Source organism: Marinibaculum pumilum, assembly GCF_042646425.1.
Classification (GTDB): domain Bacteria; phylum Pseudomonadota; class Alphaproteobacteria; order Ferrovibrionales; family Ferrovibrionaceae; genus Marinibaculum; species Marinibaculum pumilum.
Map to the genome: position 1 here is coordinate 176,356 of NZ_JBHRTR010000025.1, position 21,298 is coordinate 197,653.

Sequence of the window (21,298 nt, forward strand, 5' to 3'; positions counted from 1 at the left end):
CGGCGGATCTTTTCCAGCACATGCTCGCCCGAGGTGGTGTTGCCGTATTTCGGTGGACTGTCTGGCCCGGTGCAGGTCGGCAGCACTTCGATCCGCGCGTCGTAGTTCGGCTGGTGAAAGAACAGCAGCGACAGCCGGTCTGCGGTAGACGCGGCTTCCGGCGGCGGCGGCACCACCCGGTGCAGGGTGGAAACCCAGCGGTCGTTCGTCCATTCCGCCATCAGGTCGCCGAGGTTGATGACGAAACTGTCGGGCACGTAGGGCGCGTCGATCCAGGCACCGGACTTGTCCAGCACCTGCAAGCCCCCGGGGCTGTCGTCGCGCTGCACTATGGTCAGGCTGCCATAGTCGGTATGGGCGCCGCCGCGCAGCTGGTTGGGCAGCACCTCCCCCTCCACCGGCGGATAGTGCATCGCCGTGAAGTTGGTGATGTGGTGGTCGACCTTGGCGTCGAAGAAATGCTCGTCCATGCCCAGGCCCAGGGCGAAGACCCGCATCAGGCCGGTGGCGAGGCCTTCCATCGCATTGTAGTAGCGGGTCCAGACCGGCCGCAGCTCCGGCATCTCCGCCGGCCACATGTTCTCGGCAAAGAAATTGCCGCCGGCCAGGTGGTAGTCGTCCTTCGGCGTGTCGCAGGGACCGATGGAAAAGCCTTCCTTCAGGTCCGGCGGGCTCTCGTCGCCCAGGGAATAGCTCAGCGCCTCGCCGCCGAAGGCGGTATAGCCGCGATAGCGGTCGTCCGGCATCTTGTAGGCCATCTTCGCCGCCATCGGCAGGTCGAAAAAGCGCCGGCTGACGGCGCGCATCTCCTGGATCAGGTCCGCCGGCACGCCATGCCCCGTGACGATCAGGAAGCCGATATCGGTACAGGCCCGGTCGACTGCCGCCGCCACCTTCGCCTTGCCTTCGGCCCCGCCCGAGAAATAGGGGCCCAGGTCGATGACCGGAATCTCACCCATGCTTCCGCCTCCTGTGTCCGCCGGGTTGCCGGCGCTTGTTCCCGCTCTACTCCGGATCTTCCGTCATCCTCGGGCCTGACCCGAGGACCGATCTGCGGGCCACCACGCTGCGTGGCGGCACCGTTCCGTCGCGATCCTCGGGTCAGGCCCGAGGACGACGGAACCGCTGTCGACACCGCCTATGCATTGGCCCCTCAGGCGTTCGCTCTGGCCAGCATCGCATGCAGCAGCACGTTGCAGCCGGCGGCCAGGTCCTGCGGGGTGGCGTTCTCCACCTCGTTGTGGGAGATGCCGTCCTCGCAGGGCACGAAGATCATGCCGGTCGGCGCGACGCGGGAGATGTAGCAGGCATCGTGCCCGGCGCCGGAGACGATGGGCATGTTCTTGAAGCCCATTGCGGCGGCCGCCTCCTGCACCGCTGCGACGCAGGGTTCGGCGAAGGCGACGGGCGGCGAGTACCAGATCTCCTTCAACTCGATCTCCAGCCCCGCCTCTTCCGCCGCCTTCGCGGCGAAGGCGCGCAGCTCGCCGTCCATCTTCGACAGGATCGCGTCGTCGGGATGGCGGAAGTCGACGGTGAAGAAGACCCTGCCCGGGATCGTGTTCCGGGAGTTCGGATGCACCTGCATCATGCCGACGGTGGCGCAGGCATAGGGCTGGTTGGCATGGCCGATGCGGTTGACCTCGCCCACGATGCGCGACGCGCCGACCAGCGCGTCCCTGCGGCGTGCCATCGGCGTCGGGCCGGCATGCGCCTCCTGCCCGGTCAGGGTGATCTCGTACCAGCGCTGGCCCTGCGCGCCCTGGACCACGCCGATGGTCTTCTCCTCCGCCTCCAGGATCGGCCCCTGCTCGATATGCACCTCGAAAAAGGCGCCGAAATCCCGGGAGCCCATTTCCTCCGGCCCGGCATAGCCGATCCGCTTCAGCTCCTCGCCGATCGTCTTGCCGTCCGGGTCGGCACGGCTGAGCCCATGGTCCAGGTCGAAGACCCCGGCATAGACGCCGGAGCCGATCATCGCCGGCGGAAAGCGCGAGCCCTCCTCGTTGGTCCAGACCGAGATTTCGACCGGCGCGCGGGTCGTCACGTCATGGTCGTTCAGGGTGCGCACCACCTCCAGCGCGGCCAGCACGCCATAGACCCCGTCGAACTTGCCGCCGGTGGGCTGGGTGTCCAGGTGCGATCCGGCACCGACCGGCCGGGCGTCCGGGTCGGTGCCCGGCCGGCGGGCGAAGATATTGCCCATCCGGTCGACCGTGACCGTGCAGCCCGCCTCCTCCGCCCAGCGGACGAAGAGGTCGCGCCCCTCCCGGTCCAGGTCGGTCAGCGCCAGGCGGCAATTGCCGCCCTTCGCGGTGGCGCCGATCTTCGCCATCTCCATCAGCGAGGCCCAGAGCCGGTCGCCATCGATGCGGAGATTGCCTGCGGCGCCTTTCTGCGGGCTGTTGTCGTTCACTCGGCGGCCTCCTTGACGTTCCTCATCGGGTTGTTCGGATGGTCCCGCCAGGTCAGGCGTCCCTTGCCCGTGTCCACCGCCACCATGTCGATGCAGCCGGTCACCGGGCAGGCCATCTGGCACAGGTTACAGCCTACGCATTCCGCGTCGATCACCGAATAGACCCGCTTCGCGCCGTCGCGCTCCGCCGCGATCGCCTGGTGGGAGGTATCCTCGCAGGCGATATGGCAGAGGCCGCAGCCGATGCACTTGTCCTGGTCGATGCGGGCGATGGTCTTGTAGTTCAGATTCAGGTCGTTCCAGTCGACCACGTTGGGCACCGCCATGCCCCGGAAATCATCGATCCGGGCATAGCCCTTGCCGTCCATCCAGTTCGACAGGCCGTCGGCCATGTCCTCGACGATCTTGAAGCCGTAATGCATCGCCGCGGTGCAGACCTGTATGGTGCCGCAGCCCAGCGCGATGAACTCCGCCGCGTCGCGCCAGGTGGCGATGCCGCCGATGCCGGAAATCGGCAGACCCCTGGTCTCCGCGTCGCGGGCGATCTCCGCCACCATGTTCAGGGCCACCGGCTTCACCGCCGGGCCGCAATAGCCGCCATGGGTGCCCAGCCCGTCGACGATCGGGGTCGGCGCCATCGCATCCAGGTCGATCGACATGATCGAGTTGATGGTGTTGATCAGCGACACCGCGTCGGCGCCGCCGGCATGGGCCGCCCGCGACGGGCCGCGGATATTGCCGACATTCGGCGTCAGCTTCACGATCACCGGCATCCGCGTATGCGCCTTGCACCAGCGGGTGACCATCTCGACATATTCCGGCACCTGGCCGACGGCGGAGCCCATGCCGCGCTCCGACATGCCGTGCGGGCAGCCGAAGTTCAGTTCCACCCCGTCGGCGCCGGTCTCCTCCACCGCCGCCAGGATCGCCTTCCAGTTCGGCTCCTCGCAGGGAACCATCAGGGAGACGACCACCGCCCGGTCGGGCCAGTCGCGCTTCACCTTCTTGATCTCCTGCAGGTTCACCTGCAGCGGCCGGTCGGTGATCAGTTCGATATTGTTCATGCCGACCATCTTCACGCCGCCCACCTCCAGGGTGCCGTAGCGGGAAGAGACGTTCACCACCGGCGGATCCTCGCCCAGGGTCTTCCAGACCACGCCGCCCCAGCCGGCCTTGAAGGCACGGACCACGTTGTAGGCCTTGTCGGTCGGCGGCGCGGAGGCCAGCCAGAACGGGTTCGGCGACGTGATGCCGCAGAATTCGGTGCGCAGATCGGCCATCTTCGCCTCCCTCAGCCAGCCGTCAGGGCGGCGTGGATCGAGGCCGCCGCGACCTTGCCATCCTCGACGGCCGCAACCGTCAGATCCTCGCCCGCGATGCAGTCGCCGCCGGCCCAGACGTCCGGCAGGGTGGTGCGTCGCGCATCGTTCACCGCGATGCGGCCGCCGGCGATCTCCAGCGCCTCGGCGGCGCCGTCGGTCACCGGATCGGCGACGAAACTCTGGCCGATCGCCTTGAACAGCATGTCGGCCTCCACCGTGAAGCGGCGCGCGGTCTGTTCCAGACTGCCATCGGCGCCCAGTTCCGTCACCGCGCATTCCACGCCGGCCAGCCGGCCGCCTTCCGCCAGCAGCCGCACCGGCGCGGCGAAGAAGCGGATCTTCACTCCGTTCACCTGGGCGAACTCGCGCTCCTTCCAGGTGGCGCTCATCTGCGCCGGCCCGCGGCGGTAGAGCATGGTGACCTCCTCCGCCCCAAGTCGCCGGCACTGCACGGCGATGTCCACCGCGGTATTGCCGCCGCCGATCACCACCACCCGCCGGCCGACCGCCAGCGCCGACAGGTCCGGCGCCTGGCGCAGCTCGGCGATATAGTCGACCGCGTCCAGCACACCGGGCATGTCCTCGCCCTCCAGCCGCAGGGCGTTGACCCCGGCCTGGCCGGTGCCCAGGAACACCGCGTCGAAATCCTTGCGCAGCGCGGCGAGGGAGATGTCGCGTCCCAGCGCCTGGCCGCAGCGCAGCTCGATGCCGCCGACGCCCAGGATGAAGTCGACCTCCGCCTGCGCGATGCCGCCCGGCATCTTGTAGGCGGCGATGCCGTATTCGTTCAGGCCGCCGGCCTTCTCCCGCGCCTCGAACACGGTGACGTCATGGCCCTGGCGGGCCAGCGCATGGGCGCAGGCCAGGCCGGCCGGGCCGGCGCCGACCACCGCAACCTTCCTTCCGCTCGACGGGGCGCGGGTGAAGGGCTGTTCGCCGCGCGCCAGCAGGTCGTCGGTGGCATAGCGCTGCAGGGCGCCGATGCGCACCGGCTTGCCCTCCTGCTTCTCGCGTACGCAGACCTCCTCGCACAGCACCTCGGTGGGGCAGACGCGGGCGCAGGCCGCGCCCATGATGTTCGCCTCCAGGATCGTCATCGCCGCGCCGCGGACATTGTCGGTGGCGATGCCGCGGATGAAGCGGGGGATGTCGATGCCGGTGGGGCAGGCCGTGACGCAGGGCGCGTCGTAGCAGAAATGGCAGCGGCTGGCCTCGACCAGTGCCTCGCGCCGGTTCAGCACCGGCTTCACGTCGGCGAAGTTCGCCGCATAGGCGTCCGCCGGCAGGCGGTGGGCGGCGATGTCCGGCCCGCCCCCTTCCGCCCCGTCGACAAACGGATTCCCGGATTCGCTGGCAGACTGCGCCATCCCCGCGACCTCTCCCGCTGACCGCGCCGCCCGGCAGTCCGGCCGGCGCCTGAAGATCCTGTTCGACCGGCCGCCCCGCTCAGATCCGGGGGATCGGCCGGTTGCCCCTTCACCGGGGCTTTGCTGATGGCGGTTTTCCGCTTTTGCATAGCAGGGTAACGAAATCCTGACCAAATGGTCAAGATTGCCTGAACGCCCCGGCCTCGCCTAACGTCGCTGCGCCCGGCAAGCGAGCGAGGACAGCAGGCGCGTGACAGAACTGAACGAAGCAGACGGACTGCCGGATGCGGGTGCCAGGGCGGATACCCAGGTCGGGCGGCAGATGCGCAGCCGCATCCTGGAGGCGGCCGAAGCGGTGTTCGCCCAGCGCGGCTTCGACGGTGCCACCACCGCCGCCATTGCCCGCGCCGCCGGCCTGCCGAAGGCGAACCTGCACTACTATTTCGGCACCAAGGAGGCGCTGTACCGCGCGGTCCTGGCCGACATCCTGGACCTCTGGCTGGCCGGCGCCGACGGCATCCGCCCCGATGCGGATCCGGCGGCGGCGCTGGAAGCCTATATCCGGGAGAAGGTCTACTGGTCGCGCAACCGCCCCAATGCCAGCCGGGTCTTTGCCGGCGAGGTGCAGGGCGGCGCCCGGCGCATAGGCGACTATCTCTCCGGCCACCTGCGCGACTGGGTCGAGGGCAAGGCCACAGTGATGGAAGGCTGGATGGCGCAGGGCCGGATGGCGCGGGTCGATGCCCGCCACCTGATCTTCTCGATCTGGGCGCTGACCCAGCATTATGCCGACTTTGCCCCGCAGGTGACCGCCGTGCTGGGCCGCGAGCGGCTGGACGGACCGGAGTTCGAGCGCATCACCCGCCACGTCACCGGCCTGGTTCTGGCGGGCTGCGGGTTGCGGGGGCCCGGTTCCCAGAAAGCCGTGCCAAGAAACGCGAAAGCAGAGATTCCGATATCGGGGGAGGAAACCGCATGAAGATCGCCGGATCCGTGGCGCTGGTCAGCGGCGCCAATCGCGGCCTGGGCCGCAGCTTCGTCGAGGTGCTGTTGGCGCGCGGCGCGGCCAAGGTCTATGCCGGGGCGCGCAGGACGGCGGAGCTGGAAGACCTGGTCGCCGCACATGGCGGCAAGGTCGTGGCGCTGGCGCTGGACGTCACCGACCAGGCGCAGGTGGCGGCCGCCGCCGACGCCGCGCCGGACGTCACCCTGCTGGTCAACAATGCCGGGGTGCTGGAAGGCGCCGGCCTGCTGGAGGCCGGCAGCGTCGCGCCGCTGCAATGGGAGCTGGACGTCAACGTGGTCGGCATCGGCCGCATGGCGCTGGCCTTCGCGCCGCTGCTGGAACGCAACGGAGGAGCGGCGGGCGGCGCGGCGATGGTGAACATGCTGTCGGTCGCCAGCCTGGCCACCGTGCCGCATTTCGGCACCTATGCCGCGTCGAAGATGGCGGCGATGGCGCTGACGCAAGGGCTGCGCTGCGACCTGGCGGAGAAGGGGGTGGAGGTGTTCGGCATCTATGCCGGCTTCATCGACACCGGCATGATCGGCTTCGTCACCATGGACAAGACCTCGCCGGAGGAGGTCGCCGGCCGCGCCCTGGACGGGGTGGAGGCCGGAACGCCGGAGATCGACGTGGACGAGCGCTCCGCCATGGTCCGCCGCCGCATGCGCGAGGATCCGGAGGAATTCACCAAAGAGATGTGGCAGCGTGCGGCGGACTTCCGGAAGAACTTCCCGCGCGACAGGCGCGGCCGGACGTGAGGAGAATGCCGCGATGATCGGGATCGATCTTGCCGGCCGGGCGGCCATCGTCACCGGCGCCGCGCGCGGCATCGGGGCGGAGATTGCCCGGCGCTTCGCCGCAGCCGGTGCCGGGGTACTGCTGGGCGATGTCCTGGACGACCAGGGAGAGGCCGTGGCGGCGGAGATCCGTGCCGGCGGCGGCCAGGCGGAATACCTGCATCACGACGTCGCCGACGAACCGGCCTGGGAGGCGGCGGTCGCCCGCTGCCTGGACCGCTTCGGCGGGCTGGACGTGCTGGTCAACAATGCCGGCATCGAGCAGACCGTCTTCCTGGCCGACCTGGACGTCGCCGCGGCCCGGCAGCTGCTGGACGTCAATGTCCTGGGGGTGCTGATCGGCCACAAGCATGCGATCCGCGCGATGCGGCCCGGCGGCCCGGCGGGCCGCGGCGGCAGCATCGTCAACCTGTCCTCCGTCGCCGGGCTGGTCGGCACGCCGGGGCTGGGCACCTACAGCGCCTCCAAGGGCGGGGTGCGGCTGCTCAGCAAGGCGGCGGCGGTGGAATGCGGCCAGCTGGGCTACGGCATCCGCGTGAACTCCGTGCATCCCGCCCTGGTGAACACGGAGATGGGGAACAAGCTGGTGGGCGACCTGACCGGCCTGGGGATATTTCCCGACCTGGCCACCGCACAGGCACATATGCAGACCCTCTATCCGATCGGCCGCACCGGCGAACCGCCGGACATCGCCGACGTGGTGCTGTTCCTGGGCAGCGACCTGTCGCGCTGGATGACCGGCACCGAGCTGGTCGTCGATGGCGGCATGACGGCGGTCTGACCGCGGCTGTGGTCAGCCCTGCGGCGGTGCCGGCCGCAGGCCGAAGCGACCGGCCAGGGCCTCCACGTCCACCGCCGCCGGGCTCTCACGCAGCAGCTGCTTCATGCCGGCACCGCGCAGCGCGTCGAGGAAGGCCTGCACATCGGGATCGCCGGCGGGGCGACCGAAATGCGCCGCGACCAGGGCGTCGAACTGCTCCATGTGGCGGTAGACCAGGGGCCGCAGCGCGGGCTGCTGCTCCGCCTCGATCACCAGCCCCAGGAAGAAGCGGATGCGCCGCCTGTCGGTGGCGATCATCCGCAATGCCGGCATGATGTCGTGCGCCGGGCCATGCGCCCCGGCATGGTCCAGATGCCCCTGCAGCAGAGCGGTCACCAGGTCGATCTTCTTCGGGAAATAGTAGGTCAGGTGCGATTGCCGGATGCCGGCCGCCGCGGCGACCTTCGGCTGGGTCAGCTTCTTGATGCCGGAATCCTGGAGGATCTCCAGCGCCGCATCCAGAATCCGTTCCCGCAGGGAGCGTTCCTCCCCGGTTGCCTTGTCGCCCAAGATCCCGCAGTCCCCTGCAATGGTTTTGGTATTTCTACCAAGACCCCGACCCGGCTGTCACCCCGACCGGCCCGGCGCCGGAATCGGTCCCCGGCTCAACCCCGGCGCTCTGCCAGGTGGCCCTCGTAGCAGAGTGCCTGGAAGAAGCGCAGGGGCGGGCCGAAGCCGGCCTCGGCCAGCAGCGCCGTCAGGCGCGCGGCAGTGAGCGGATGGAAGTTGGCGGCGATCCGCCCGAACATCGCGCTCACCGCCGCTTCGCCGGCGCCGGTGTCCAGGGCCCATTGCCGGTAGCCGTCGCGAAGCGCCGGTGCCGCCGCCGCCAGGTCCACGAGCAGCAGGGGCGCGCCCGGTCCCAGCCGCGCCGCCAGGGCTGCGAGGAAGGCCTGCCGCGCCCCGTCATCCGGGGCGAACTGCGACACCAGCACTGCCAGGGCCGCGTCGTGCGGCGTCGTTTGCGGCAATTGCTCCACCGCAGCGACGTGAAAGTCGATGCGGTTGGCGCAGCCGGCGGCGGCCGCCTTCTCCTGCGCCTGTGCCAGCATGTCCGCCGCGGGATCGGCGGCGGTGAAACGCCAACCGGGGGCGCAGGCGGCAAGCCGCAGCAGGTCCGCTCCCGTTCCGGCACCGGCCACCAGGATGCGGGCGTCCGGGGCCAGCCGCGGCACCAGCAGGGCCGGCAGCATGTCGTGCAGCAGCGCATAGCCCGGCACCAGGCTGCGGATCCGGACGTCGTAGCCGGCAGCGCCGCCGCCGAAGGCGGGCCTGGGGCGTGGTTCATCGGCCATCGGCCGTCTCCCTTTCCGTTGCGCCGGCCAGCAGGGCCACCAGCCCGGCGGCGGCCAGCAGGACCGCCGCGGCCAGATAAGGCGCCGCCGGCGCGACCTGATACAACGCGGCGCCCAGGACCGGTCCCGCCACCATCCCGAGCCCCTGTCCGATCGCGTTGATACCGGCGGCCCGCGCCTGGGCCTGCATGCCGGCGCGCAGGCTGAGCGATGCGAGGTTGCCCGGCAGCAGCAGGCCAAGGCCCAGGCCGGCGGCCGCCATGGCGATGGCCAGCGCGGTCCGGCTTTCCACGACCGGCAGGGCCATCATGGCCAGCAGCCCGGCCAGGGCGCCCGCCACCATCAGACGCCGCGGCGACCAGCCCAGCCAGCCGACCAGAAGCGCCTGCGCCACCACCATTGCTGCGGCGGACAGGGTCAGCACCCCGCCTGCGGCCGCTGCGGCCGCCGCCGGCGCCAGGCCGAACGCGTCCTGCAGGCGCAGGCCGGTGACCTGTTGCAGCAGGGCATAGACGGCGACCCCCATCAGGGTGACCGCCAGGAATGGCCCGATGCGGGTCAGACTCAGTCTGCCGCGGGCGATGGCCGAGATCGCCTGCCGCCGCACCGGCTGCCCCGGCTCCGGCAACCAGCGTGCCACCGCCAGCAGCGACACCAGGATCAGCGCGGCCGCGAGCATGAAGCCCAGGCCGGTCCGGCCCTCCGCCAGGCCCCAGGCCAGTCCGGCGCCCAGGATCGCGCCAAGGCCGAAGGCGGCGCCCAGCCGGCCCATGCCGCCGGCCCGGCCGGCGGCCGGGGTGGTGTCCGCCATCACCGCCTGGGCCGCCGGCAGCAGGCCGCCGCCCAGCACCGATTGCAGCAACCGCACGACAAGCAACACTGCGAACAGACTGTCGCCACCGGACAGGGCGGTGGCATCGCCGTCGAGCGCGGCCCTTACCACCAGGCCCAGCAGAAGGCAGCCCGATGCGGCCGCGGCCAGGCCGACCAGCAGGACCGGCCTTCGCCCCCAGCGCTCGGCGGCAAAGCCCCATGCGGGTGCGGCCAGGATCAGGGCCAGGGCACCCAGGCCGAGCAGCAGGCCGGTCTGCATGTCGGACAGGCCGAACTGGCGGCCGAGCGGCGGCAGAACCGCGAACACATAGGCATGCCCGGCCGCGTTTCCGGCCAGGCCGCCAAGCAGCGCCCAGCGCCCCAGCGGTGCAGGAGAAAACGCCATCGCCCTGCCTCAGAAGCGCAACCGGGCGCCGATGCCAAAGCTCAGCGGCTGCCCCGGGACGACCCCGATCACCGGGCTGCCCGTCGTGGAGACGCCGGCACGGTAGCCGGACTGTACATAGTCGGCATCCAGCAGGTTGCGGACATAGCCGTAGATGTCGGCCCCGTCGCCCTGCCAGCCGCCGCGCAGGTTCACCAGGCCATAGCCGGACAGCCGGTGGCTGTTGGCGGGATCGATCTCGCGGCTGCCGACATACTGGTATTCGGCGCCCAGGATGAAATCCCCGGGCAGGCCGAGTGGCCTGGCCGCCAGCAGGTAGTCGGCCCCCAGGCTGGCGGTGAAGGCCGGCGCATAGGGCAGGTCATTGCCATCCTGCAGGCCGCTATTGGCATCGCTGCGGGTGATCGCCGTCTGCAGCAGCGCGAGATCGCCGCGCAGGGTCAGGCTCTCGACCGGCCGCAGCGCGAATTCCAGTTCCCCGCCATAGGTCCGGGTGTCGGCGTTCTGCACCTGGAACTGCCCGGCTGCCGGGTTGAAGGTGAAGAGCTGCTCGTCCTTCGTATCGTTCAGGAACAGGGCCGACGAGAGATCCAGCCGGCCACCCGCCACGGTGCCGCGCAGGCCCGCTTCGTAGGACCAGGTGGCCGAACCGCGATAGGCCTGCTGCGCGATTCCGAAGGCGGCGGCCTGATTGTAGAAGGGATAGCCGCCGGCCTTGGCACCGCGGGCGATGGTGGCATAGCCGGTCAGGCCGGCCGCCAGGTCGTAGCTGAGCCCGGCACGACCGGTCAGGAAGCCGCTGCTGACATCGCCGGCCTCGCTGAACGACGGCACCGCCGGCGCGCCGCCGGCCCGCCCGGTGAACCGGCCGTCGAAATCCCGCCGCTCATGGGTGAACCGCAGGCCGCCGACGGCGCGCAGGCCGGTCAGAAGCGGCACCGTCACCTCGCCGAAACCGGCGAGATTGGTGGTGCCGATCTCGGCGGCATAGCTGCCGTTCGGCAGGGCCGGGCTGGTGATGTCGGTGGTGGAGGCGAAATCGGCATGCAGGGCGCTGACCCCGCCGACCCAGCGGAAGCCGCCGGCGCCACCACCGTCGAGGCGGAATTCCTGGCTCCACTGGCTCGACCGTTCGTCGATGCGGCGCACTGCGTTCGCGTTGGCGAAAGCCCAGACCGGCAGGCCGCTGCTCGCCGCGGCGATATAGCCGTCGGTGATGTCCGTCTCCAGCGCCAGATCATAGGCCTGGAAGCCGGTCAGGGAGGTGAGCCGGGCGAAAGCGAAGTCATGCTGCACATCCAGAACGGCACCGCCGGAATCCATGTCGTTGCGCGGCTGCGGGTCAAGGGCATTGGCGGGATAGCCCGGACCGTCCAGCAGCACGCCGGTGGTCGGTCGCTGGCGGTCGCGCTGGAAGCGGCCGGACAGCGTGGCCGTGGTGGCGTCACCGGCCAGCAGCCGCAGCTTGCCGCCGATCTTGCCGATCGTCTGTTCGCGGATATCCCGATCATCGGAGGCGAGACTGTTGGGGCCGCTGTACTGCAGGTTGCGGATATCGCCGTCGCGATGCGCCAGATCCGCCGCCAGCCGCCCGCCCAGGCGGGCGGTCACCGGCCCGCTGGCCGTCGCGGACAGCCTGCGTTCGCCATAGCTGCCGACTTCCCCACCCAGTTCGAAGGCGGGCCGGGCCGTCGGATCCTCGGTCACCATGCTGACCGCGCCGGCCTGCGCGTTCTGTCCGAACAGGGTGCCCTGCGGGCCGCGCAGCACCTCGATCCGCCGCAGATCGAGGAACTGCTGGTCGAACATCCGCGCCGGCAGGGGCACGCCGTCGACGTAGTACGTTACCGACGGCCCCACAAAGGCGGAAGAGGCGCCGATCCCGCGGATGTTCAGGAGATTGGCTTCCGGCAGGCCGGAATCGGTGAAGTTGAAGTTCGGGATCGACCGGTACAGGTCGCGGGTGTCGCGGATGCCCCGCTCCTGCAACGCCGCCCCATCGACGAGGCTCAGGCTGAACGGCACAAGGGCCAGCGGCTCTTCGAAGCGGCGGGCCGTCACCGTCACCGGCGCCAGCACCAGAGGCCGGGCTGTGCCATCGATCGGCCCGCCGGCATCATCCTGACCGGCTGCCATACCGGCCGGCAGACCACAGCAGGCCACAGCGAGGATCGCCAGGCAGGGCCGTCCCTCCCGGCCTGTTCGTGCCATCCGGTTCCGGCGCCTGCCCGGTCCTGCCTGCTCCGCCGCCCGGCCGCCTGCCACGGTCACTCGCAATCCTCGCCCCATCCCGTCCCCCGGCATCAGGTTCCAATTTCGATATTGGTTGGTTAACCAATCAATGCCTGGATAACAGTATTGAGAGTGAGTTGCAACAGCAGGATGGAACGGAAGGGGTCGCCGCCGGCCGGCAGGACGGCGCAACCGAGACAGCGGTCACCGGGAACACCGCAGCGGTTCTGCCGCACCTTTCCGGGAACGCATGGCTGCACCCGACCGTTGGGCGCGCAACGTCAACCGCGCGAACGGAGGCATGTCATGATCGAAATCCAGCACGACCGGACGGACTTTCTGGTGATCCGCGCCGCCGGCACCCTGACCGAACAGGATTACGAGGCCGCGGTGCCGGAGATCGAGAACGCGATGAAACTGCGCAGCAACCGGCCGATGCGCGTGCTGGTGCTGCTGGAGGATTTCCGCGGCTGGGAACTGGGCGCGCTGTGGGAAGAGCTGAAGTTCGACATGAAGCATGGCGACGATTTCGGCCGCATGGCCGTGGTCGGCGACAGCCGCGCCCAGGAATGGGGCACGAAGATCTCCAAGGCCTTCTTCGATGCGGAGGTCCGCTATTTCGACGCCAGCGAGCGGGCGGCCGCGGAAACCTGGCTGTCGGTCGTCCCGGCGCGCTGAACGGCCGGGTGCCGCGGCCGGCCGCTGCTACAGCCGCCCCGGCGCCTCGCCGCGCAGGAAGGGGAGGATGGCGGCAAGCACCGCGTCCGGCACCTCCTCCTGCAGGAAATGGCCCGACGGCAGGGCGAAGCCGCTGACATCCCCCGCCCAACCCCGCCAGATCGCCGCCAGGTCGCTGCCGCCCATCTTCAGCGGCCCGGCGCCCCATAGTGACAGGACCGGGCAGGCGATGCGCCGGCCCGCCTCCAGATCCGCCCGGTCCAGGGCATCGTCGGTGGTGGCGCCGGCGCGGTAATCCTCGCAGGCGAAATGGATCGCCTCCGGGCTACGGAAGGCCATGCGATAGGCCTCCATGGCGCGCGGATCGATCGCCTCTGGATCGGCGCACCAGGAGCGGATGGTCCAGTCCACATAGTAGTCCGGATCGGCACCGAACAGCCGCTCCGGCAGCGGGTTGGGCTGTGCCAGAAAGCCCCAGTGATAGGCGCGGACGGCTTCCGCCTTGCCCATCCGGTCCCAGGTTTCCGAGGTCGGCACGATGTCCAGCACGACCAGTCGGTCCACCGCCTCCGGATGGTCCAGCGCCAGGCGATAGGCGATGCGCCCGCCCCGGTCGTGGCCGACCAGCGCGAAGCGGTCATGGCCCAGCGCCGCCATCAGCGCCAGCTGGTCGGCGGCGGAGGCGCGCTTGTCCATCGCCGCGCCGGCCGGGGTGCCGGCCACGCTGGCGCCATAGCCGCGCACATCGGGGATCACCACACGATGGGACGCCGCCAGCGCCGGCGCGATGCGGTGCCAGCAGGCATGGGTCTGCGGATAGCCGTGCAGCAGCAGGAGCGGCGGCCCGTCGCCGCCGAGGCGGACGAACAGCTCCACCTCGCCGACGGCGATGCGCCGTTCCTCGAAACCGGGGAAAAGGTCGGTCATCGGGTTCCCTGTCCTCGATCACTATCTGGGTCGCCCCCGGCCTTGAGCCGGGGGCCCATTCCGCGAGCCGGGCCGCCGCACCGAAGGAATGGATCCCGGGTCAGGCCCGGGATGACGGCCAGGTGATCACACCGGCACGATCTTGCCCGGATTGAGGATGTTGTCGGGATCCAGCGCCAGCTTGATCTGGCGCATTACGCTGACCGACTCGCCCAGTTCGGCGTTCAGGTACTTGATCTTGCCGTTGCCGACCCCGTGCTCGCCGGTGCAGGTGCCGTCCATCGACAGGGCGCGCTGGATCAGCCGGTCGTTGATCCGGGTCGCCTCCTCGAACTCCTCCGGATGGTCGGGGCGCAGGACGAAGGCGACGTGGAAATTGCCGTCGCCGACATGGCCGACGATCGGCGCCCGCAGGAAGCTCTCCTGCAGGTCCTGCTTGGTCTGCATGATGCATTCCGCCAGGCGGGAGATCGGCACGCAGACATCGGTGGCCCAGAGCTGCCCGCCCGGCACCGCCGCCTTCGCCGCATAGGCGGCGTCGTGGCGCGCCTGCCAGAGCTGGGTGCGGGCCTCCGGCTTGGTCGTCCACTGGAAATCCTCGCCGCCATTGGCCGCCGCGATCTCCTGCACCAGCTGCGCCTGCTCCTTCACGCTGGCCTGGGTACCGTGGAATTCCAGGAACAGGGTGTCGCGCTCCGGCAGGCTGAGGCCGGAATAGGCGTTCAGGTCCTGCATCTGCACATCGTCCAGGATCTCGATCCGCGCCACCGGGATGCCGGACTGGATGGTCTCGATGGTGGTGGCGACCGCCCCTTCCAGGCTGGCGAAGGGGCAGACCGCGGCGGAGACCGCCTCCGGAATGCCGTAGAGCTTCAGGGTGATCTCGGTGATGATCCCCAATGTGCCTTCAGACCCCACCAGCAGGCGGGTGAGATCGTAGCCGGCGCTGGATTTCCGCGCCCGCCGCGCGGTGCGGATCTTCCGCCCGTCCGCCAGCACCGCCTCCAGGGACAGCACGTTCTCCCGCATCGTGCCGTAGCGCACCGCATTGGTGCCCGAGGCGCGGGTCGCCGCCATGCCGCCCAGCGAGGCATCGGCGCCGGGGTCGATCGGGAAGAACAGGCCGGTGTCGCGCAGATGCTCGTTCAGCTGCTTGCGCCGCACGCCGGGCTCGACGCGGACATCCATGTCCTCCGGATTGACCTGCAGCACCTTGTCCATGCGGCTGACATCGATGCAGATGCCGCCGCGCTCCGCCGCCACATGCCCCTCCAGCGAGGTGCCGGTGCCGAAGGCGATCACCGGCACCTTGTGCGCGGCGCAGAGCTTCACGATCGCCTGCACCTCGTCGGCGCTTTCGGCAAAGGCCACGGCGTCCGGCGCCTTGGTGGCATGCCAGGTCTCGCCGCGGCCATGCTGCTCGCGCACCGCCTGGCTGAGCGACAGCCTGTCGCCCAGCTGCCCGCGCAGCCCCTCGATGACGGTGGTGACGGCCGCCTTTCCGGGGCCGGCAGCGGCAGGGTCGAGATGTTCGGCAGCTTCTGACATGGCCAGGGATCCTCCCCAGGTTCCTTGCTTGGCGCCCGCTGCGGCGCGGGGCGACGGTTGATCGGAGAAGATAGTGCAGGCCGGCGGCGCTGGCGACCGGCCTGCACAGCCCTTTGCCGATTGCCCCCTTTGCCGATTGCCCCCCTTTGCCGATTGCCCCCCTTTGCCGATTGCCCCCCTTTGCCGATTGCCCTTGTTGTCGGGGTGGCGGCGAGGGCTATAGTCGCCGGCATGACCAACCCGACACTGACCACGGATCCTGGGACCGGCCTCGTGACGGTCGAGGGCATGCGCGTGCTGCCCGAATGGATCGACTATAACGGCCATATGAACGTGGCCTTCTACGTGCTGGCCTTCGACCGGGCGCTGGAAGCGATCATGGAATCCTACGGCATCGGCGAGAGCTATGTGCAGACCGGCGCCGGCACCACCTTCGTGCTGGAGAACCATGTGAACTATGTGGGCGAGGTGCTGGAGGGCGCGCCGCTGCGCATCACCTTCCAGCTGCTGGACCATGACGCGAAGCGCTTCCACTACTTCCTGCGCATGTATCATGCGGAGGAGGGCTTCCTCTCCGCCACCGCCGAGCAGCTGACCATGCATGTCGACCTGTCGACCCGCCGCTCCGCGCCGATGCCGCCGGACGTGCAGGACCGCTTCGCCGCCCTCGCCGCCGCCCAGGCCGGCCTTGCCCGGCCGGAGGAGGCCGGCCGCCCGATGGGCATCCGGCGCGCAGCATGACCGCCCGCGCCGGCTTCCCCCGCCTCCGTGCCGGCGCCGCCCCGGCCCTGCGGGCCCCCGCCCTGGCGCTGGCCGTCGCAGCGGCGCTGCTGGTGGGCCCGGTGGCGCCGGCGCAGGCCGGCTGTCCCGACGCGCCGCTGAAGGGGGTGGACTGGCACAAGTGCAAGAAGAACGGCCTGAACCTGGACGGGGTGAACCTGACCGGCGCCACGATCCGGGAGGCGAGCTTCAATTCCGGCAGCCTGAAGAACGGCATCCTGGCGGAGACCGACGGCCGCGGCGCGCAGTTCATCGCCACCGACATGCAGGGCGCGGTGCTGGACGGGTCGAACCTGCGCAAGTCAGACTTCACCCGCGCCGACCTGCGCGGCGCCAGTTTCCGCGACGCCAACCTGTGGCGCGCCCGCTTCTTCAAGGCGAACCTGCGGGGCGCCGACTTCACCGGCGCGCGGGTGGAGGATACCGACTTCTTCGAGGCCGACCTGTCCGGCGCCACCTGGACCGACGGCGAATTCAAATGCGCGGAAGGCTCGGTCGGCCAGTGCAATTGGAACTGACGCAGCTGGAAGCGGGGCGACTGGAATTGGGGCGACTGGAACCGGCGCGCCGCATGCCGGTCTCGGGGCGAGGCCCCGCCCCCTCTCGCCCGTCATCCTCGGGCTCGACCCGAGGATCCATTCCGCTGACGGCGAAGTGCCGCGATGCTGGCGGAATGGGCCTCCGGGTCAGGCCCGGGGACGACAGTCAGGCGGACGGCAACCGATCCCTCCCCCCAGGCCCGCCCCGGTGGACAACCGCCAGCTGAACAAGCGCCTGCGGGTCGGCCTCGGCCGTTCCCGCCGGGCGCTGCGCAACTCCACCCTGGCGCTCTGGGCCGGCTCCCTGATCGTCGGCATCGGCGCCGGCTATGGCGCGATCGGCATCCGGCTGGGCATCCAGTACGTGCAGGAGCTGTTCTACGGCTTCCCCGACGAGCGCTTCCATTCCAAGGCCATGGAGCTGGACTGGTGGGTGATCCTGCTGGCACCGGCGGCCGGCGGGCTGGTGGTCGGCCTGATGGTGCATTTCCTGCTGCCCAACCGGCGGCCGCAGAGCTTCGGCGCGGTGATCGCCGCGACCGCCCTGCGCGACGGCCGCATCCGCCTGCGCGACGGGCTGGTCAATGCCGGGGTCAACCTGGTCTCCCTCGGCGCCGGCGCCTCTGCGGGCCGCGAGGGGCCGGTGGTGCATCTGGGCGCTACCATCGCCTCCGAGGTCAGCCGGGTGACCGGCCTGAACCGCTCGCTCACCCTGTCGCTGGCCGCCTGCGGCGTCGCCTCGGCCACCGCCGCCTCGTTCAACGCGCCGATGGCCGGCGTCTTCTTCGCGCTGGAGGTGATCCTGGGCCATTACGCCCTGCACGCCTTCGCGCCGGTGGTGATCGCGGCGGTGGCCGGCACCATCCTGTGCCGCATCCATATCGGCGACTTCCCCGCCTTCTTCATTCCGCGCTACGAGATCGTCACCTTCTTCGAATTCCCGGCCTTCGTGCTGCTCGGCGTGGTCAGCGCCGCCGTCGCCATCGTCTTCATGTGGTCGGTGTTCTACGGCGAGGACCTGGTGGAGAAGGTGACCGGCCGGCTGAAGATCCCGGTCTGGGCGCGGCCGGTCATCGGCGGCCTGCTGATCGGCGCGATCGGCATCCAGTTCCCGCAGGTCCTGGGGGTCGGCTACGAGGCGACGGACGAGGCGCTGCGCGCCGCCTTCGGCCTGGACATGCTGATCGTGCTGCTGGTGCTGAAGACGGCGGCGGTCTCCATCACCCTGGGCTGCCGCTTCGGCGGCGGCATCTTCAGCCCGGCCCTGTTCGTCGGCGCGATGGCGGGCGGCGCCTTCGGCCTGATCGCCGGCATGATCTTTCCCGACTATGCCGCCAGCCACGGGCTCTATGCCCTGATCGGCATGGGCGCGGTGACGGCGGCCGTCCTCGGCGCGCCGCTGACCACCACCCTGATCATCTTCGAGCTGACCGACGACTGGCGGCTGGCCGCGGCACTGATGGTCTCCGTCGCCGTCGCCACCCTGATCTGCAGCCGCTTCTACGGCCGCTCCTTCTTCTCCCGCCAGATGCGCCGGCAGGGCCTGGACCTGGTCGGCGGGCGGGAGCGGCGCCTCCTGCGCAGCCGCCATGTCGAGGAGGTGATGGACCGCCGCTTCGAACGGCTGCGCGCCGACCTGTCGCTCGCCACCGTGCAGAACGCGATGCGCACCGCCCATTACAGCGACTTCATCGTGGTGGACGAAGAGGGCCGCCTGGTCGGCCGCCTCACCTTCCCGGAGCTGCAGGAGGCGCTCCTGGACATCGACGAGGCCCGCGACGATGGCGAGGAAAAGGCGGCGGAAGCCGCCGAGGCCCGCACCGCAGCCGACATCGCGCGCAAGCGGGTCGGCTATGTCGCCCTGCACGAGGACCTGGCCCACGCGCTCAACATGCTGCAGACCAGCGGCGAACCCTGGCTGCCGGTGGTCGACGACCGCGAGACCCGCAAGGTCGTCGGCGTCCTGCGCCAGGCCGACGTGCTGCTGGCCTACAACCGGGCCCTCCTGCAGGCCCGCGCAGAGGAACGCGGCGACGAGGTGCCGGGGCGGTAGGGAACGGGACCGGTCCCGCCGCCGCGCGGCGTCAGCCCGCGTTGCGGACTCAGTCCGCGCTCAGGGAGAAGGCGCTGCCGTTGGCCGGCCCCTCCTCGAAGAAGCGCGCCTTCGCCTCCTCCAGTTCCTTTTCGATCGCGTCGAACATCTTCTCCACGTCGCCCCTGGAATAGGTATAGGCGTTCTTGTTGGCGAGATTGCCGATCAGCCGGATGTCCTTGATCGTCCGATTGACCCGCGCCTCCGCCAGTTCGACGAACTTGCCCCGCTTGTCCCGCATGCCCCCTCCGTCACGACAAACGACTTTCATTCATTACAAATATGACCGGATTATCAGGATTATAAGTTGCACGTCCAGCGGCGGCACTCCCGTCAGGCGGTAGCCTGGAACTGGCCGTCCTTGCCTTCCGGATTCTGTCGGCATATGTCAGAGGCATATGGCAAGAGGCACCCGCATGACTGAGCACCGGCATGTCAGGCTGTTCCGGAATGGCCGAAACCAGGCGGTCCGCATACCCAGGGAGTTCGAACTGCCTGGCGATGAGGCGATCATCCATCGTGATGGCGATCGATTGGTCATCGAACCGGTGCGCAAACGCGGTCTCCTCGCCCTGCTCAAGTCAATGACGCCGACCGACGAGGAGATGCCGGAGATCGATGATCCCGTGCCTGCGGCGGAGCGCGTGTTGTGACCCGCTACATGCTCGATACCAACATCATTTCAGATCTGATCAGAAACCCGCAGGGCAGAGCTGCCCGCCGCATCGCAGAGATCGGCGAAGACCGGGTCTGCACAAGCGTGATCGTCGCCGCGGAGCTGCGCTACGGCTGCGCCAAGAGCGGCTCCGGAAAGCTCCTGGCCGCTGTCGAGGGCATTCTCGAAGAGATCGCCGTCCTGCCCCTGGAGCCACCAGTCGACGCCAGGTATGGCGCCATCCGGGCGGAACTGGAGGCAAGCGGCCAGCTGATCGGCGGCAATGATATGCTCATCGCGGCCCATGCCTGCACCACCGGCGCCACCATCATATCGGCGAACGTCCGCGAGTTCGGCCGCGTGTCCAGCCTCGCCGTCGAGAACTGGCTCACCTGACCGAGCCTGACGCGGCAAGCCTCAGATCTTGAAGCAATGCTCGCGGTGCCACTGCAGGAAACGCCGGTGCGGATGGTCCTGCGACCTGCGCGGCGGAATTGCATGGCCGCTGGGGTTGATGAAGCCGCGGATCGTGTCCGGGTCGTTCACCTGGCGTGACACCAGGATCTCCAGGTCGTCGGACAGGCCGATCAGGCCGCGGTCGAACATCCAATGCGCGGTGCCCGACAGGGCGATGCCGTTGGTGACGATGTCGGGCCCGTGAGCCGCCACCGGCTTGATATGGGCGGCATCGACCTCGGCACGACCGCCGCCGTTGATCAGCTTCAGGCCGCTGACCGCACAGCGCTCGTCGTAGGCACGCAGGACAAGCCGCCGGAAAAGCCTGTCCCGGACGATGCGCGAGGTGAGCGCCTGGACCCGGTCGCGGGCCGCGTCCCCGGCCCAGGGCGCCTGCTGTTCCTGCAGCCCGGCGGGCGCGTCGCCGGTACGCGGCAGCAGCGGGTCCGCCTCATCGAGGCCCAACGCCAGGATGCGGTTGAAATCGGAGACCGACAATGGACGGACAGCAGCCTGGGCGCGGCCGGAGATGCGACCCTGCGCATTCAGGACACCGCGCTCCACGACCGCGTCGCCCCGCCGGAACGGTACCGGAGTGGCGAAGTCGAGATAGCTGCCGGGCTCGATCAGCGCGAGATAGAGATCCGCCGCCGAAGCGGCCGGATCAGGGATCACCTCCTGCACCTTGGCGACGGCGAAGTAGCCGCGCGAACCCGTCGCCTTCACCGGCTCGTAGTAGATGATCCAATCGCCGGTACAGGCTCGGACCCGCTCCAGGTACTGGCGGGGAAACTGGTACTGCTCTTCCGGCCGATCGTCGTAGATCGAGTCAGAGCGGTGGATGAAGACCCCGAAGCCCATGCCTGCCTCCCCCCGTGCCGCCGCGCCGCTGGCGGGAGCCTCCCCGCACTCCCGGCGGGCATCGAAGCACGGTTCTCCATCGCGGTGGAAGCCGCCATCCGCCCGGCCGCCGGTTGCCCGCTTCGCTCGTCAGGCGCACACTCACGACGGGCGGGCCGGCCTGGATCCACACGCGACAAGAGGGGACACCCATGTTCGAGATGACCCGCAGGACGGCCCTGCTCAGCGCAGGGGCGGCCGCCGCCATGCTTGCCTTGCCCCGGCTGCCGCGTGCGGCGGGCGCCGGCC

At 69.8% G+C, this 21,298-nt stretch carries 21 protein-coding genes; 9 read left to right on the forward strand and 12 right to left on the reverse strand.

From position 1 onward, the window contains the following. The 4 genes from ACFOGJ_RS11380 to ACFOGJ_RS11395 all read right to left on the reverse strand — a co-directional run. On the reverse strand, positions 1 to 959 hold a 959-nt coding region (locus ACFOGJ_RS11380), incomplete at its 3' end, for an isopenicillin N synthase family dioxygenase (RefSeq protein ID WP_379900348.1). Between the two features lie 194 nt (positions 960 to 1,153). Beyond that, entirely contained in the window at positions 1,154 to 2,416 is a 1,263-nt protein-coding gene (locus ACFOGJ_RS11385) for a Zn-dependent hydrolase (RefSeq protein ID WP_379900350.1), read from the reverse strand. Then, on the reverse strand, positions 2,413 to 3,696 hold the full coding sequence (gene preA / locus ACFOGJ_RS11390) for an NAD-dependent dihydropyrimidine dehydrogenase subunit PreA (RefSeq protein WP_379900352.1): 1,284 nt from the start codon (positions 3,694 to 3,696) through the stop codon (positions 2,413 to 2,415). The genes ACFOGJ_RS11385 and preA overlap by 4 nt, the downstream gene beginning before the upstream one ends. Positions 3,697 to 3,707: 11 nt before the next feature. Then, positions 3,708 to 5,105 carry an NAD(P)-dependent oxidoreductase gene (locus ACFOGJ_RS11395; RefSeq protein ID WP_379900354.1) on the reverse strand — a complete coding sequence of 466 codons (1,398 nt, stop codon included), beginning with the start codon at positions 5,103 to 5,105 and terminating at the stop codon, positions 3,708 to 3,710. 250 nt (positions 5,106 to 5,355) lie between these two features. On the opposite strand from ACFOGJ_RS11395, the gene ACFOGJ_RS11400 reads away from it, so the two are divergent. Genes ACFOGJ_RS11400 through ACFOGJ_RS11410 form a run of 3 tightly spaced genes read left to right on the forward strand, consistent with a single transcriptional unit; the run spans position 5,356 to position 7,689 of the window. Continuing rightward, positions 5,356 to 6,084 carry a TetR/AcrR family transcriptional regulator gene (locus ACFOGJ_RS11400; RefSeq protein WP_379900356.1) on the forward strand — a complete coding sequence of 243 codons (729 nt, stop codon included), beginning with the start codon at positions 5,356 to 5,358 and terminating at the stop codon, positions 6,082 to 6,084. Further along, positions 6,081 to 6,869: an SDR family NAD(P)-dependent oxidoreductase gene (locus tag ACFOGJ_RS11405; protein WP_379900358.1), complete on the forward strand. Its 789-nt coding sequence runs from the start codon at positions 6,081 to 6,083 to the stop codon at positions 6,867 to 6,869. The genes ACFOGJ_RS11400 and ACFOGJ_RS11405 overlap by 4 nt, the downstream gene beginning before the upstream one ends. A gap of 13 nt (positions 6,870 to 6,882) precedes the next feature. Further along, positions 6,883 to 7,689 carry a glucose 1-dehydrogenase gene (locus tag ACFOGJ_RS11410; RefSeq protein ID WP_379900360.1) on the forward strand — a complete coding sequence of 269 codons (807 nt, stop codon included), beginning with the start codon at positions 6,883 to 6,885 and terminating at the stop codon, positions 7,687 to 7,689. A gap of 12 nt (positions 7,690 to 7,701) precedes the next feature. Here ACFOGJ_RS11410 and ACFOGJ_RS11415 read toward each other — a convergent pair whose 3' ends face one another. The 4 genes from ACFOGJ_RS11415 to ACFOGJ_RS11430 all read right to left on the reverse strand — a co-directional run bounded on the left by ACFOGJ_RS11415 (position 7,702) and on the right by ACFOGJ_RS11430 (position 12,378). Next, positions 7,702 to 8,238 (reverse strand): TetR/AcrR family transcriptional regulator, encoded by a 537-nt coding sequence (locus ACFOGJ_RS11415; RefSeq protein WP_379900362.1) that lies wholly within the window; start codon positions 8,236 to 8,238, stop codon positions 7,702 to 7,704. Positions 8,239 to 8,333: 95 nt separating this feature from the next. Further along, the gene (locus ACFOGJ_RS11420; RefSeq protein WP_379900364.1) at positions 8,334 to 9,023 is read right to left on the reverse strand and encodes a class I SAM-dependent methyltransferase; all 690 of its coding nucleotides are present in this window, start codon (positions 9,021 to 9,023) and stop codon (positions 8,334 to 8,336) included. Next, positions 9,013 to 10,242 carry an MFS transporter gene (locus ACFOGJ_RS11425; protein ID WP_379900366.1) on the reverse strand — a complete coding sequence of 410 codons (1,230 nt, stop codon included), beginning with the start codon at positions 10,240 to 10,242 and terminating at the stop codon, positions 9,013 to 9,015. The genes ACFOGJ_RS11420 and ACFOGJ_RS11425 overlap by 11 nt, the downstream gene beginning before the upstream one ends. Before the next feature lie 9 nt (positions 10,243 to 10,251). Next, positions 10,252 to 12,378 (reverse strand): TonB-dependent receptor, encoded by a 2,127-nt coding sequence (locus tag ACFOGJ_RS11430; protein WP_379900368.1) that lies wholly within the window; start codon positions 12,376 to 12,378, stop codon positions 10,252 to 10,254. A 402-nt stretch (positions 12,379 to 12,780) separates the two neighbouring features. On the opposite strand from ACFOGJ_RS11430, the gene ACFOGJ_RS11435 reads away from it, so the two are divergent. Next, positions 12,781 to 13,152 carry a SpoIIAA family protein gene (locus ACFOGJ_RS11435; protein ID WP_379900370.1) on the forward strand — a complete coding sequence of 124 codons (372 nt, stop codon included), beginning with the start codon at positions 12,781 to 12,783 and terminating at the stop codon, positions 13,150 to 13,152. Between the two features lie 27 nt (positions 13,153 to 13,179). On the opposite strand, the gene ACFOGJ_RS11440 is transcribed toward ACFOGJ_RS11435, so the two are convergent. Together ACFOGJ_RS11440 and ACFOGJ_RS11445 are read right to left on the reverse strand one after the other, a co-directional pair. Then, entirely contained in the window at positions 13,180 to 14,079 is a 900-nt protein-coding gene (locus ACFOGJ_RS11440) for an alpha/beta fold hydrolase (protein WP_379900373.1), read from the reverse strand. Between the two features lie 126 nt (positions 14,080 to 14,205). Next, complete coding sequence (locus ACFOGJ_RS11445; protein ID WP_379900375.1) at positions 14,206 to 15,627, reverse strand: FAD-linked oxidase C-terminal domain-containing protein; 1,422 nt, start codon at positions 15,625 to 15,627, stop codon at positions 14,206 to 14,208. A gap of 231 nt (positions 15,628 to 15,858) precedes the next feature. Between ACFOGJ_RS11445 and ACFOGJ_RS11450 the strand changes: the two genes are divergently transcribed. The 3 genes from ACFOGJ_RS11450 to ACFOGJ_RS11460 all read left to right on the forward strand — a co-directional run bounded on the left by ACFOGJ_RS11450 (position 15,859) and on the right by ACFOGJ_RS11460 (position 18,999). Beyond that, positions 15,859 to 16,368: a thioesterase family protein gene (locus tag ACFOGJ_RS11450; RefSeq protein ID WP_379900377.1), complete on the forward strand. Its 510-nt coding sequence runs from the start codon at positions 15,859 to 15,861 to the stop codon at positions 16,366 to 16,368. After that, on the forward strand, positions 16,365 to 16,925 hold the full coding sequence (locus ACFOGJ_RS11455) for a pentapeptide repeat-containing protein (RefSeq protein ID WP_379900380.1): 561 nt from the start codon (positions 16,365 to 16,367) through the stop codon (positions 16,923 to 16,925). The genes ACFOGJ_RS11450 and ACFOGJ_RS11455 overlap by 4 nt, the downstream gene beginning before the upstream one ends. A 229-nt stretch (positions 16,926 to 17,154) precedes the next feature. Next, positions 17,155 to 18,999 carry a chloride channel protein gene (locus tag ACFOGJ_RS11460; RefSeq protein ID WP_379900382.1) on the forward strand — a complete coding sequence of 615 codons (1,845 nt, stop codon included), beginning with the start codon at positions 17,155 to 17,157 and terminating at the stop codon, positions 18,997 to 18,999. A gap of 49 nt (positions 19,000 to 19,048) precedes the next feature. On the opposite strand, the gene ACFOGJ_RS11465 is transcribed toward ACFOGJ_RS11460, so the two are convergent. Then, entirely contained in the window at positions 19,049 to 19,279 is a 231-nt protein-coding gene (locus ACFOGJ_RS11465; protein ID WP_379900384.1) for a hypothetical protein, read from the reverse strand. A gap of 175 nt (positions 19,280 to 19,454) precedes the next feature. Between ACFOGJ_RS11465 and ACFOGJ_RS11470 the strand changes: the two genes are divergently transcribed. Together ACFOGJ_RS11470 and ACFOGJ_RS11475 are read left to right on the forward strand one after the other, a co-directional pair. Next, positions 19,455 to 19,691: an antitoxin gene (locus tag ACFOGJ_RS11470; RefSeq protein WP_379900386.1), complete on the forward strand. Its 237-nt coding sequence runs from the start codon at positions 19,455 to 19,457 to the stop codon at positions 19,689 to 19,691. Beyond that, positions 19,688 to 20,089 (forward strand): type II toxin-antitoxin system VapC family toxin, encoded by a 402-nt coding sequence (locus tag ACFOGJ_RS11475; protein ID WP_379900388.1) that lies wholly within the window; start codon positions 19,688 to 19,690, stop codon positions 20,087 to 20,089. Before ACFOGJ_RS11470 ends, ACFOGJ_RS11475 begins: the two co-directional genes overlap by 4 nt. Before the next feature lie 21 nt (positions 20,090 to 20,110). On the opposite strand, the gene ACFOGJ_RS11480 is transcribed toward ACFOGJ_RS11475, so the two are convergent. Further along, positions 20,111 to 21,010, reverse strand: a complete 900-nt coding sequence (locus ACFOGJ_RS11480; RefSeq protein ID WP_379900390.1) for an HNH endonuclease — start codon at positions 21,008 to 21,010, stop codon at positions 20,111 to 20,113. Positions 21,011 to 21,298: the final 288 nt, after the last annotated feature.